The sequence below is a fragment of the Streptomyces anulatus genome (assembly GCF_000721175.1).
Lineage (GTDB): Bacteria > Actinomycetota > Actinomycetes > Streptomycetales > Streptomycetaceae > Streptomyces > Streptomyces anulatus_C.
The window spans coordinates 265851-278034 of record NZ_JOEZ01000007.1; the positions used below are offsets into that span (position 1 = coordinate 265851).

At 72.2% G+C, this 12184-nt stretch carries 14 protein-coding genes and 1 pseudogene; 10 read left to right on the forward strand and 5 right to left on the reverse strand.

Translation table 11 applies throughout. The features are described from left to right. The first annotated feature begins 124 nt into the window (after window positions 1-124). Window positions 125-847, forward strand: a complete 723-nt coding sequence (locus tag IG90_RS0109645; protein WP_030580544.1) for a TetR/AcrR family transcriptional regulator — start codon at window positions 125-127, stop codon at window positions 845-847. Here the strand turns inward: IG90_RS0109645 and IG90_RS0109650 are convergent. From IG90_RS0109650 to IG90_RS0109665, 4 genes are all read right to left on the reverse strand, one after another. Further along, a complete protein-coding gene (locus IG90_RS0109650) occupies window positions 739-1062 on the reverse strand; it encodes a DMT family transporter (RefSeq protein ID WP_030580547.1) in 324 nt (107 codons plus the stop codon). The genes IG90_RS0109645 and IG90_RS0109650 overlap by 109 nt on opposite strands. Before the next feature lie 122 nt (window positions 1063-1184). Next, window positions 1185-2201 (reverse strand): ribosome small subunit-dependent GTPase A, encoded by a 1017-nt coding sequence (rsgA, locus tag IG90_RS0109655; protein ID WP_030580549.1) that lies wholly within the window; start codon window positions 2199-2201, stop codon window positions 1185-1187. Between the two features lie 3 nt (window positions 2202-2204). Next, the gene (gene aroA, locus IG90_RS0109660; protein ID WP_030580551.1) at window positions 2205-3557 is read right to left on the reverse strand and encodes a 3-phosphoshikimate 1-carboxyvinyltransferase; all 1353 of its coding nucleotides are present in this window, start codon (window positions 3555-3557) and stop codon (window positions 2205-2207) included. A gap of 114 nt (window positions 3558-3671) precedes the next feature. After that, on the reverse strand, window positions 3672-4385 hold the full coding sequence (locus tag IG90_RS0109665) for a M50 family metallopeptidase (protein WP_030580553.1): 714 nt from the start codon (window positions 4383-4385) through the stop codon (window positions 3672-3674). A gap of 52 nt (window positions 4386-4437) precedes the next feature. Here IG90_RS0109665 and IG90_RS0109670 point away from each other — a divergent pair, with 52 nt between their 5' ends. The 8 genes and pseudogenes from IG90_RS0109670 (at window position 4438) to IG90_RS0109705 (ending at window position 10713) form a co-directional block, all read left to right on the forward strand. Next, window positions 4438-5253, forward strand: coding sequence for an SOS response-associated peptidase (locus IG90_RS0109670; protein WP_030580555.1), 816 nt, complete (start codon window positions 4438-4440; stop codon window positions 5251-5253). 25 nt (window positions 5254-5278) lie between these two features. Further along, window positions 5279-5920: an alpha/beta hydrolase family protein gene (locus IG90_RS0109675; RefSeq protein ID WP_030580558.1), complete on the forward strand. Its 642-nt coding sequence runs from the start codon at window positions 5279-5281 to the stop codon at window positions 5918-5920. A 302-nt stretch (window positions 5921-6222) separates the two neighbouring features. Then, entirely contained in the window at window positions 6223-6879 is a 657-nt protein-coding gene (locus IG90_RS0109680) for a sigma-70 family RNA polymerase sigma factor (protein ID WP_007458152.1), read from the forward strand. Then, window positions 6876-7196, forward strand: a complete 321-nt coding sequence (gene rsrA, locus IG90_RS0109685; protein ID WP_030580561.1) for a mycothiol system anti-sigma-R factor — start codon at window positions 6876-6878, stop codon at window positions 7194-7196. Before IG90_RS0109680 ends, rsrA begins: the two co-directional genes overlap by 4 nt. 235 nt (window positions 7197-7431) lie before the next feature. Beyond that, window positions 7432-7959: pseudogene (locus IG90_RS41730) on the forward strand (metal-dependent phosphohydrolase); the annotation flags it as partial. A gap of 92 nt (window positions 7960-8051) precedes the next feature. Further along, the gene (locus tag IG90_RS0109695) at window positions 8052-9047 is read left to right on the forward strand and encodes a tetratricopeptide repeat protein (protein WP_030580564.1); all 996 of its coding nucleotides are present in this window, start codon (window positions 8052-8054) and stop codon (window positions 9045-9047) included. 120 nt (window positions 9048-9167) lie between these two features. Beyond that, complete coding sequence (gene def, locus IG90_RS0109700; protein ID WP_030580567.1) at window positions 9168-9806, forward strand: peptide deformylase; 639 nt, start codon at window positions 9168-9170, stop codon at window positions 9804-9806. Between the two features lie 169 nt (window positions 9807-9975). Then, complete coding sequence (locus IG90_RS0109705) at window positions 9976-10713, forward strand: D-Ala-D-Ala carboxypeptidase family metallohydrolase (protein ID WP_030580570.1); 738 nt, start codon at window positions 9976-9978, stop codon at window positions 10711-10713. A 28-nt stretch (window positions 10714-10741) separates the two neighbouring features. On the opposite strand, the gene IG90_RS0109710 is transcribed toward IG90_RS0109705, so the two are convergent. After that, complete coding sequence (locus IG90_RS0109710; protein WP_030580573.1) at window positions 10742-11722, reverse strand: GlxA family transcriptional regulator; 981 nt, start codon at window positions 11720-11722, stop codon at window positions 10742-10744. A gap of 81 nt (window positions 11723-11803) precedes the next feature. Between IG90_RS0109710 and IG90_RS0109715 the strand changes: the two genes are divergently transcribed. Further along, window positions 11804-12019 carry a hypothetical protein gene (locus tag IG90_RS0109715; protein WP_030580576.1) on the forward strand — a complete coding sequence of 72 codons (216 nt, stop codon included), beginning with the start codon at window positions 11804-11806 and terminating at the stop codon, window positions 12017-12019. Window positions 12020-12184 lie beyond the last annotated feature (165 nt).

Genomic DNA, 12184 nt, shown 5'->3' on the forward strand with positions numbered 1-12184 from the left:
GCCGTCACAGTATCCAGCGCCGCCGGGCGCGGGCTACAGCGCCCCCGCCGCCGCCCGGGGCCCTTGACAGCCGCTGGGAGCGCGTCAACTCTGAACCGCAGGTCCCGGGGCGGGGGAGGCGACGATGCCGACAGCGCGGCAGGCACTGCTGGACGCCGCCCTCCGGGCGCTGGCCGACCGGCCCTGGCGCGCCGTGCGCATGGTCGACGTCGCCGCGCTGGCGTGCGTCTCGCGACAGACCCTCTACAACGAGTTCGGCAGCAAGGGCGGACTGGCCGGGGCCCTGCTGCACCGGGCCGCCGACGGCTATCTCGCCGGGGTGGACCGCGCCCTGACCGCCCCCGCGCCCGACCGACCGGCCGCCGTCGCGCTGTGGACGGTACGGGCCGCCCGCCAGGACGCGCTGGTCAAGGCGCTGCTCACCGGGCACTGGGCCGAGGGGCTGCCCCGTCCGGACCGTCGGCCGGGCTCCCAGGGGCGTACGGGTGGGAGACCGCCGCCGGCCCCCGGGGAGCTGTTCGCGCTGGTCCGGGAACGGCTTGCGGCCGCGTCGCCCGAGGCCGCCGGGCGCTGCGAGATCGCGTTACGCCTCGCGCTGTCCTGTGTGATCGTCCCGGTGCCGGGCGACGACGCCGCGGACAGCCGCGCGCGCTCCGCCTCGTCCGGGAGGCGGCCCGGCCGGCGTCCCGCCCGGGGGGTGGAGGGCCGGCCGGGGGCGGGGCAGGCGGGCGGGCGGTCTCAGTGGGCGGAGCCGGACAGCTGGAGGCCGATCACACCGATGATCACCAGTGAGATCGACACCAGCTTCAGCGTGGAGACCACGTCACCGAGGAAGACCATGCCGTAGATCGCGGTCCCGGCCGCCCCGATCCCGGTCCACACCGCGTACGCCGGACCGACGTCCAGCTTCCGCAGAGCCAGGGTCAGCAGACCGAAACTGCCGAGCGCGAACGCGGCGAACGCGATCGTCGGCCAGAGCCGGGTGAATCCGTGGGAGAGCTTCAGACACACGGCGAAGCCGGTCTCCAGCAGTCCTGCGACCACGACCAGCAGCCACGCCATCGTCAGTTGCCTCCCGCGTAGGTGACGGCTACGTCCCACTCGGTGTGATTATGCCTTCACCAGTGGTTGAAGGCGGCAAACTTGTCCGCATGGCCAGGGCTGATTCCGGCCGCATGTGGCCGTCAGTCGCCCTCGCGCCGTTCCCGGGTCGCGAGCAGCCTGCGCAGGGAGTCCAGCCGAGCCGGGTCGGCGTGCCCCTCGGCCACCCAGGCGTCCAGCGCGCATTCGGGCTGGTTCTCGTCGTGGGTGCAGCCGCGCGGGCAGTTCTCGGTGCCCGGCTGCAGGTCGGGGAAGGCGTTGATGACGCGCGACGGGTCGACGTGGTGCAGTCCGAAGGACCGGACGCCCGGGGTGTCGACGACCCAGCCGCGGTCGCCGGGCAGCGGCAGCGCGAGGGCCGAGGTGGTGGTGTGCCGCCCTCGGCCGGTGACCGCGTTGACGATGCCCGTGGTCCGCCGCCGGTCCTTCGGCACCAGGGCGTTGACCAGCGTCGTCTTGCCGACCCCGGAGTGCCCGACGAAGGCGGTGACGCGGTCGTTCAGGAACTCGCGCACCTGGGCCGCCGCGTCCCCGCTCTCCAGCTCCTCACGGCTGGTCACGATGTACGGGACACCGAGCGGCGTGTACGCCTCCAGCAGCTTGTCCGGCGACGCGAGGTCGGACTTGGTCAGCACCAGGAGCGGGGTGAGCCCTCCGTCGTACGCCGCCACCAGACAGCGGTCGATCATGCGCGGTCGGGGTTCGGGGTCGGCCAGCGCGGTGACGATCGCCAACTGGTCCGCGTTGGCGACGACCACGCGCTCGTACGGATCGTCGTCGTCCGCCGTGCGGCGCAGCACCGTACGGCGCGGGGAGATGCGCACGATCCGGGCCAGGGTGTCCTTCTCGCCGGAGAGGTCGCCGACGATGGAGACGGTGTCGCCCACCACGGCGGCCTTGCGCCCCAGCTCACGGGCCTTCATCGCCACCACGGTCCGGCCCTCGACCAGGCAGGTGAGCCGGCCCCGGTCGACGGTGAGGACCATGCCGTCCTCGGCGTCCTCGTGCTTGGGCCGGATGTGCGTACGCGGCCGGTTGCCCTTGCGGTTGGGGCGGACGCGGATGTCGTCCTCGTCGGGGTTCTTCCCGTAACGGCGCATCTTCTAGGCCCCGAGCATCCCGGTCCACATGTCCGGGAAGTCCGGCAGGGTCTTGGCGGTCGTGCCCACGTTCTCGATCTCCACGCCCTTCACCGCCAGGCCGATGATCGCCCCGGCGGTGGCCATGCGGTGGTCGTCGTACGTGTGGAAGACACCGCCGTGCAGCGGGCGCGGGCGGATGTGCAGCCCGTCGGCCGTCTCGGTGACATCACCGCCCAGCTCGTTGATCTCCTTGGTGAGCGCGGCCAGCCGGTCCGTCTCGTGCAGCCGCAGATGGGCGACGCCGCTCAGCGTGGAGGGGGAGTCGGCCAGCGCCGCGACCGCCGCGATGCCCGGGGTCAGCTCGCCGACCTCGCCGAGGTCCACGTCGATGCCGTGAACACGGCCCGTACCGGTGAAGGTCAGCCCGCGCTCGGTCAGCTCGCAGCTGCCGCCCATCGCGGTGAAGATCTCCCGCAGCGCGTCACCCGGCTGGGTGGTGCGCTCGGGCCAGTCGGGGATCGTGACCCGGCCGCCGGTCACCAGGGCCGCGGCCAGGAACGGCTGGGCGTTGGACAGGTCCGGCTCGATCGTCAGGTCCCGGCCGAGCAGGGCGGAGGGGGAGACCCGCCACACGTCTCGCTCGCCGCCCGTCTCCGGCTCGTCCACCTGGGCGCCGACGGCCCGCAGCATGTCGACGGTCATCCGGATGTGCGGCATCGAGGGGAGCGTGGATCCGGTGTGCCGGACCTCCACCCCCTGGTTGAAACGCGGCCCCGACAGCAGCAGCGCCGAGACGAACTGCGAGGAGGACGAGGCGTCGATCGACACCGGGCCGCCCTCCAGCGCCCCGCCGCCGTGCACGGTCAGCGGCAGCGCCCCGCGCCCGTCGTCGTCGATCCGCGCGCCGAGCGCCCGCAGTCCCTCGATCACGCCGGTCAGCGGGCGCTCGTAGGACCGGGGGTCGCCGTCGAAGCGGACCGGGCCGTCGGCGAGCGTGGCGACGGGCGGCAGGAAGCGCATGACCGTGCCCGCGTTGCCGACGTCGACCGTGGCCGGGCCGTGGAGCCCCGCCGGAATGACCCGCCAGGCCTCGCCGGAGCTGTCCGGGGAGGCCGCGGCGGACGGGCTGGTCGCGGACGAGGAGGAGACGGTCTCCTCGATGCCGACGCCCATCGCGCGCAGCGCGTCGGCCATCAGCAGGGTGTCGCGGGAGCGCAGCGGGCGGCGCAGCCAGCCCGGCTCGGCGGCCAGCGAGGCCAGCACGAGCGCGCGGTTGGTGACCGATTTGGATCCGGGCACGGTGACGGTCGCGTCGACGGCGCCGCTCGCGTGGGGGGCGGGCCAGAGGGCGGGGTGCACGGAACTCTCGGTCATGGCCATCACTTTAGTGGTTCCGCGCCGACCCCGATCCTGCCCAGAAGGGCGGAAACCAGCTCGTAACGAGAGAGTGGTACGGGCCGGAGGGCGCGCCGGGGCCCCGGCGCGCCCTCACCACCCCAGCAGCCACCGCCCGCCGCCGATCAGCGAGCACAGCGACACCGCGTGGAAGAGGAACAGCCACAGCACTGCCGGGGCGTGGGTCAGCCGGGCCAGCTGGTCCGCGTCGGAGTCCGGGGCGCCTCCGTGGCGCCGCTTGGACTGGAGCTCGAACGGCGGCCGCACCCCGCCCAGCAGCAGGAACCACACCACCGCGTACGCGAACGCCGACTGGACGTCCGAGGAGGCCAGCCAGGACACCAGCAGGAAGGCCGTGCCGGTCAGGATGACGGTGAGGGCCCCGTACACATTGCGGATCATCACCAGCATCACCGCGAGCAGCGCCGTCGCCACCCACAGCAGCAGGGTGATCCTGCCGTTCGTCAGCAGCCAGGCGCCGCCGAGGCCCAGCAGCGAGGGGGCCGTGTAGCCGGCCGCCGCCGTGAGAATCATGCCGATCCCGGTCGGCTTGCCGCGGCTCACTGTCAGTCCGCTGGTGTCCGAGTGCAGCCGGATGCCGGAGAGCTGCCGCCCGGTGAGCAGGGCCACCAGCCCGTGGCCGCCCTCGTGGGCGATGGTGATGGTGTTGCGCGCCAGCCGCCATATCGGGTTCGGCACGACGGCGATGAGCGCCAGCGCGGCCGTCACCACCACCAGCCACTGCTCGGGAGCGGACTGGGTTCCGGTGACGCGATCCCACAGATCGCCCAGTTCGGTGCTGTTCATCGGCGGGCGACTCCTTGCGGTGGGGGTGGGCGGTCGTGGCAGTCTGGCATCCATGTGCGGACGGTTTGCAGCCAGTCGGGCACCCGAGGACCTGACCGGGCTCTTCGGTGTCGAGAAGTGGGAACCCACCGAGACCCTGGAGCCGGACTGGAACGTGGCGCCGACCAAAGAGGTCTACGCGGTTCTGGAGCGTCCTGTTAAGGACGCCGACGACCAGCGTCCGGTTCGCCAGCTGCGCGCCCTGAGATGGGGACTCGTGCCGTCCTGGTCGAAGAGCCCCGAGGGCGCCGCCCGGATGATCAACGCCCGCGCGGAGACCGTGCACGAGAAGCCCTCCTTCCGGCGCGCCTTCGCGCAGCGCCGCTGCATCCTGCCCGCCGACGGCTACTACGAGTGGGTCACCGGCTCGGAGGAACGGCAGCTGGAGGAGAAGAAGGGCAAGAAGCGGGCCCGGAAGCAGCCGTACTTCGTGACCCCCGCCGACGGGTCGGTCTTCGCGATGGCCGGGCTGTACGAGTTCTGGCGCGACGCGACGCTGCCCGGCGACCACGAGAACGCCTGGTGGGTGACCTGCTCGGTGATCACCACCGAGGCCGAGACCACCCCGCTGGCCGTCGCCCCCGCCGAGGGGCCCGGCACCCTCGCCGACATCCACCCCCGGATGCCGCTGATGCTCACGCCCGACCGCTGGGACACCTGGCTGGACCCCACGCACACGGGCCTCGACGAGCTGCGCGCGCTCCTGGAGCCGCCGCCCGGCGGGCTGATGCGCGCCTACCCGGTCGCCACCGCCGTCAGCAACGTCCGCAACAACGGCCCCGAACTGCTGGAGGAGCTGGCCGCGCCGGAGGAGTCCACGCTGTTCTGAACGGGCCTCGGGGGAGGATGGCCCGGTGAGCCGTCAACGCAGTACGCAGAACGTCACCACCGACGCCGGTGAGGCCAGGATCACCTGGGTCCCCGCGTCCGCACCCCGCCTCGTGCTGGCTGTGAGCCACGGCGCGGGCGGCGGTATCGAGGCCCGCGACCTCAAGGCCCTGGCCGCCGTCCTGCCCGGGCACGGTGTCACCGTCGCCCTGGTGGAGCAGCCCTGGCGGGTGGCCGGCAAGAAGGTGGCCCCCGCCCCGAAGACCCTGGACACCGGCTGGCGCGGTCTGTGGCCCGCCCTGGCCGCTCCCGGGCTCCCCGTCGTCGCCGGAGGCCGCAGCGCCGGGGCCCGGGTCGCCTGCCGGACGGCGACCGAACTGGGCGCGGCGGCCGTCCTCGCGCTCAGCTTCCCGCTGCACCCGCCCGGCAAGCCCGAGAAGTCCCGGGCGGACGAACTCCTCGGCGCGGGCGTGCCCACCCTGGTCGTGCAGGGCGGCAACGACCCGTTCGGCCGGCCCGAGGAGTTCCCGCCCGGCCCGTACGAGCTGACCGAAGTGCCCCACGGCGACCACGGGTTCGCGGTGCCGAAGAGGTCCGGGACGACCGAGGAGCAGACGATGGGCCTCCTCACCGACGCGGTCGCCGGGTGGCTCGCGTCACTCGGATGACATGGGTGGCCCGGGCCTCTCGCGCGTGGCACAGGCCCCGGGAATGCTCCGCGCGAGGGCGCTGTTGTTCGGGACGTCGGTACAACATCGTCGTACGTGGAGAGGGAGTCCGTCGCATGGGTTCGACCATCTGCCCCAGCCGCTCGAACGCCGCTGACCTGGAGTGGAGCGTGCTGCCTGCTGCGAGGACCACCCCCGAGCGGCCCCTGGGCGGAGGAAATCGACAGGCCGTGTCGAAGCAAGGTCGACTATTCTCCGAGGCGAGCGGGTCCGGTTTCGGCTCCGCCACATCGTTGGAGGAGGTGGGTCCGGTCACTGGGACCGACACAGGGACCGACGACGGCCGTGCACCGGAGACGTCAGCCGAGCGCAACGCGCGCTTCGAGCGCGACGCCCTCGGCTTTCTCGACCAGATGTACTCGGCCGCGCTGCGCATGACGCGCAACCCCGCCGATGCCGAGGACCTGGTCCAGGAGACCTACGCCAAGGCGTACGGCTCCTTCCACCAGTTCCGTGAGGGCACCAACCTCAAGGCGTGGATGTACCGCATTCTCACCAACACCTTCATCAACTCGTACCGCAAGAAGCAGCGGGAGCCCCAGCGCAGCGCCGCCGAGGAGATCGAGGACTGGCAGCTGGCCCGGGCCGAGTCGCACATGTCGACCGGTCTGCGCTCGGCGGAGTCCCAGGCGCTCGACCATCTCCCGGACTCCGACGTGAAGTCGGCGCTCCAGGCGATTCCCGAGGAGTTCCGTATCGCCGTGTATCTCGCCGATGTCGAGGGCTTTGCCTACAAGGAGATCGCGGACATCATGGGGACTCCCATCGGTACGGTGATGTCCCGGCTGCACCGCGGCCGCCGCCAGTTGCGCGGCATGCTGGAGGACTACGCCCGTGAGCGCGGGCTCGTCGCGGCCGGTGCCGGTGACTCGGACGATCGGAAGGGCTCGGCCTCATGAGCTGCGGAGAGCCGCACGAGACGGATTGCTCGGAGGTCCTCGACCATCTCTACGAGTTTCTCGACCGGGAGATGCCCGAGGGCGAGTGCACCAAGTTCGAGGTGCACTTCGAGGAGTGCTCCCCGTGCCTGGAGAAGTACGGCCTCGAACAGGCCGTGAAGAAGCTGGTCAAGCGCTGCTGCGGACAGGACGAGGTCCCGACCGACCTGCGCTCCAAGGTGATGGGCCGGATCGACCTGATCCGGGCCGGGGAGGCCGTGCCCGATCACGACGTGACGGTGCACGACACGGACCGGTCGGCGACCGCCGCCGAATAGTCACCCGAATGTGCTCATCGGGCCCGTAGCGGCTCGGTGAGCCGCTCAACTCGCCAGCGTGGCGCGTCCGCCGACCATGCTGCGGGCGTGAGGGGCACACCTGCGGCGGCGCGTGCCCGCATCCTGGCCGCCGTCCTCGGCGCGACCTGGTGCGCGCTCCCCGCCTGCGCCCTCGCGACGACCTGCTGACCGTCCTCCTGGCGCGTTCGGAAGTCCCCGCCCCGACGGGCCCGGCGCCCCACTGCCGTACGGTCCGCTCCTGGCGGACGAGGTGCGCGCGCTCGCCGGGATCGGGATCGCGATCGGCGCGACCCGGGTGGTGCTGGGGGTCGCGGTCGCGGGGCCATGGGCGCCGGCGGGTTGCGCGGGCCGCTGCTGCTCACGCAGGTCTCCGTCCGCCGGTACGCGGCCGTCCGCACGACTTGCCGGCGGATGATCGCCTCGCTCGCCCGCGCCACCGAGATCGCCGGGTACACCCCACCCGGCCATGCCCACCGGGTCGCCGCGCTCGCCGTCGCCGTGGGGCGGGAGCTGGGGCCGGCCGGGCCGCAGCTGACCGATCCGTACCGGGCGCAACTGCCGCCGCCAGGGTCGTCAGGACGGTCAACGCATACGACGACGTGCGCGGGGAAGGCGTGGGCGGACCGCTCGGCGCGCTGGAGCAGCTCAGGCTCGGCACGGGGCACGACCACCGGCCGCAGGTGGTCAAGGCGCTGGGGCGCGTCCTCGCGGGGGCGGTCTGACCCCGGCCGGAGCTGGGTAACCCATGGGTAATGAGCGGGCGTCCGGCCGGGCATGGTTGGATGCGAAAGCAGAGCGGATGACGAGGGTGTCCAGTCGGGACAGGCGGGAATCGTGAGGATCTTCGGGAAGGTACGGCATCGGCCGTCCGCCTCTTGGCGGCAGGCCACGGACCGCGCGTTCACGCTGATCGGCGACGGCCGGTACGAGGACGCGGGGGCGCTGCTGACGCGCGCGGCGGATCTGGAGCCCTGGCTCTCGGAGTCCTGGTTCAATCTGGCGCTGCTGCACAAGTTCCGGCACGACTGGGAGCAGGCGAGGGCGGCGGGCCTGCGGGCCGTCGCACTGCTCGACCGGGAGCCTGGCGCCCCGGACTGGTGGAACGTCGGGATCGCGGCCACCGCGCTCCAGGACTGGCCGCTGGCGAGGCGGGCCTGGCAGGCGTACGGCCTGAAGGTTCCCGGAGGCGGCCAGCACAGCGCGGCCACCACCGAGCCGACCGGCATGGAGCTGGGCAGTGCCGCGGTGCGGCTCTCGCCGGAGGGCGAGGCCGAGGTGGTCTGGGGCCGCCGGCTCGACCCGGCCCGGATCGAGGTGCTCTCGATCCCGCTGCCGTCCTCCGGGCGACGCTGGGGCGAGGTCGTCCTGCACGACGGGGTGCCCAACGGCGAGCGGGTCACCGCGGCCGGGCCCTCGTACCCGGTGTTCGACGAGATCGAGCTGTGGGCGCCGTCCCCGGTGCCGACCTGGGTGGTGCTGCTGGAGGCGGCCACCGAGGACGACCGGGACGCGCTGGAGAAGCTGGCGTCGGACGCCGGGTTCGCCGCCGAGGACTGGTCCTCGTCCGTGCGGCTGCTGTGCCGGGCGTGTTCGGAGAGCCGGATGGAGAGCGACGAGGGCGACGGGGAGCACCTGGACCCGCACGACCACAGCGAACCGGGCCATCCCGGTCCGCTGGGTCACCGCACCGCGGGCGGCGGCGATCTGTGGGTCCCGGAGCGCGAGTGCGGTCTCGCGGCCCCGGCCGGTCTGGTGCGCGGGCTGCTGGACGGCTGGGTCGCCGACAGCCCGGACAGCCGCGGGTGGCGGGATCTCGAAGAAGTCTGCTGACCTGTGCCCGTAGGCTGTACGCGCACCGATCGCGGTGCTGTTCCACTCGCGGTTCCCGGGCTCTGACGGGATGCGGCGGGGTCACCGAGTTCAGGTTTTGCAGGAAGGCGTACGGCGGACATGTCGCAGCAGGAGACGGACGGGCGGATCGGCGTGGACGAGGAGGGGTTCCTCGTCGACACGGAGGACTGCGAGGAGCGTGAGGCGGCCTATCGCGCGCGCGGTACCTCCCGTCCGATCACGGTCGTGGGCAACCCGGTGCTGCACAAGGAGTGCAAGGACGTCACCGCGTTCGACGACGAGCTGGCGCAGCTGATCGACGACATGTTCGCCAGCCAGAAGACGGCCGAGGGCGTCGGCCTGGCCGCCAACCAGATCGGCGTGGACCTGAAGGTCTTCGTCTACGACTGCCCCGACGACGACGGCAAGCGGCACACCGGCGTCATCTGCAACCCGGTCCTGGAGGAGCTGGCTCCCGAGGCGCGGGTGCTGGACGACTCCAACGAGGGCTGCCTCTCGGTCCCGACCGCGTACGCCTCGCTCGCCCGCCCCGACTACGCGGTGGTGCGCGGGCAGGACGCGAAGGGCAACCCGATCAAGGTCCGGGGCAGCGGTTACTTCGCGCGCTGCCTCCAGCACGAGACGGACCACCTCTACGGCTACCTGTACATCGACCGGCTCTCCAAGCGGGAGCGCAAGGACGCGCTGCGGCAGATGGACGAGGGCACGCCGCGCTACGAGGTCGTCCCGAACGACTGAGGACGTCCCCGCAGGGACCCGGTACCGGTTCGCCGGTGTCGGGTGCCCGCCGGTTTTCGAACTCCACCCCCGGCAGACAACTGCATTTTCCCCAGAGGTAGTTGACGCGCGTAGCTGACCGGGGCAGGCTCACGGGCACATCGACCGTGACGTTCAGAGGGAGACCCCTGTGCTGAGACGCACCGCACGCGTTCTGCTCGGACTTGTCATGACCATTACGTTTGCTTTGGGTGGTGCGGTGCTGACCGCCGGCACCGCGCAGGCCGACGGCTGCTACACCTGGACCCGCACCCTGAAGGCCGGCGCCACCGGCAGCGATGTCACCCAGCTCCAGATCCGGGTGGCCGGCTACCCGGGCTACAACGCGGTCCTCGCCATCGACGGCTCCTACGGCCCCGCCACCACCGCCGCCGTCAAGCGGTTCCAGGCGGCCTACGGCCTGGCCGCCGACGGGGTCGCCGGGCCCGCCACCCAGGCCAAGCTCTACGAACTCCAGGACAACGACTGCACGCCGATCCACTTCACGTACCCCGAGCTCAACAAGTGCAACAGCACCTGGGCCGGCGGCGCGGTCGCGGCGGGTACGGCCAAGGCCAACGCGCTGAGCAGCATGTGGAAGCTGGAGGCGCTGCGCCACGCGCTCGGTGACCAGTCGATCCGTGTCACCAGCGGTTTCCGCTCCTACTCCTGCAACTCGGCCGTCGGCGGGGCGAGCAACAGCCGTCATCTGTACGGCGACGCGGTCGACCTCGGCGCCTCGCCCCACTCCCTGTGCACGCTGGCCAAGCAGGCCCGCTACCACGGCTTCCGGGGAATCCTCGGCCCCGGCTACTCCGGCCACAACGACCACGTGCACGTCAACCAGGGGGGCAACCACTTCTGGTCGGCGCCCAGCTGCGGCATCTGACCCTTCCCGCGGCCGCGCCCGGCGGCGCTCAGGCGACGTCGGGCACGGCCGTGGCCGCCGGGCCCCGGAACGTGCGGCGGTAGGCGTTCGGCGTGGTGCCCAGTGACCGCACGAACTGGTGCCGCAGCGTCGCCGCCGTGCTGAAGCCCGTCTGCCCCGCGATCGTGTCGATCGTCCGGTCGGAGGTCTCCAGCAGATGCTGGGCCAGCAGCACCCGCTGCCGCAGCAGCCAGCGGTAGGGCGTGGTCCCGGTCTCCTGCTGGAACCGCCGGGCGAAGGTGCGCGGCGACATGTGCGCCAGTGCGGCCAGCTGTTCCACGCTCATCTCCTGGTCGAGGTGCTGTTCCATCCAGGCCAGGGTCGAGCCGACCGTGTCACAGGCGTTCCGGGGCAGCGGGCGGCTGATGTACTGCGCCTGCCCGCCGTCCCGGTGCGGCGGCACCACCATGCGCCGGGCCAGGGTGTTGGCCGCCTCCTGGCCGTACTCCTGCCGGATCAGGTGCAGACACGCGTCGATCCCGGCGGCGGTGCCCGCGGAACTGATCACCGGGCCCTCGTCCACGTACAGCACGTCCGGCTCGACGATCGCCTTCGGGTGGCGCCGGGCCAGCTCCTCCGCGTGCCGCCAGTGCGTGGTGCAGCGGCGGCCGTCCAGCAGCCCGGCCGCGCCGAGGACGTACGCCCCCGAGCAGACGCTCAGCACCCGCGAGCCGCGCTCCACGGCCCGGCGCAGTGCGTCGAGGACCTCCTCGGGATACTCCCGCCGCACGAAGTTGCTGCCCGCCGGTACGGCGATGAGGTCGGCCTCCTCCAGCCGTTCCAGGCCGTGCGGCGTGGTGATGGTGAAGCCCGCGTGGGTGTTCAGGACGGGGCCCTCGGCGGAGACCACCGCGAAGTCGTGCACCGGCAGGCCCTCGTCGCTGCGGTCCAGACCGAACACCTCGCACAGGACGCCGAGTTCGAAGGGGTGGACCTCGTCGAGGAGAAGGGCGGCGACATTGGTCAGCATGGACCCAGTGTGGCAGCTATTTGATGCCCCATGGCAGTCCTGCCACTGATGATTCTCGTCCGGGCGGTCCAGAGTAGAGGCATGAACACATTCCTGAACTACCTGTTCGTAGCGGCACTTTTCGCCCTCGTCCTCGCGCCCGTCGCCCTCGGCGTCGTCCGCGAACGCCGCGTCGACCGCCAGCTGCGGGAGGCGGAACGGGGGCGGCGCCCGGCCGGGCCCCCGGAAACGCGGAGCGCCGCGCGACCGGTGACGGCTGCGCGGCGCCCCTACCTCAGAAGCTGGGCCAGGGTCTGAGAAACCCCTCCGGTCTAGGGCGTGTTTCGAAAGTCCCGCCTGCTCGGCGACGCCTGGCACGCACGCTCGCCGCGTTGTCGGGATCACCTCGATACATCCAGTATCGGGGCGACCCTCCGCCTTGCGATCGCACGCACCAGACGCCGCCGAGCCCGCCCTCCGGGC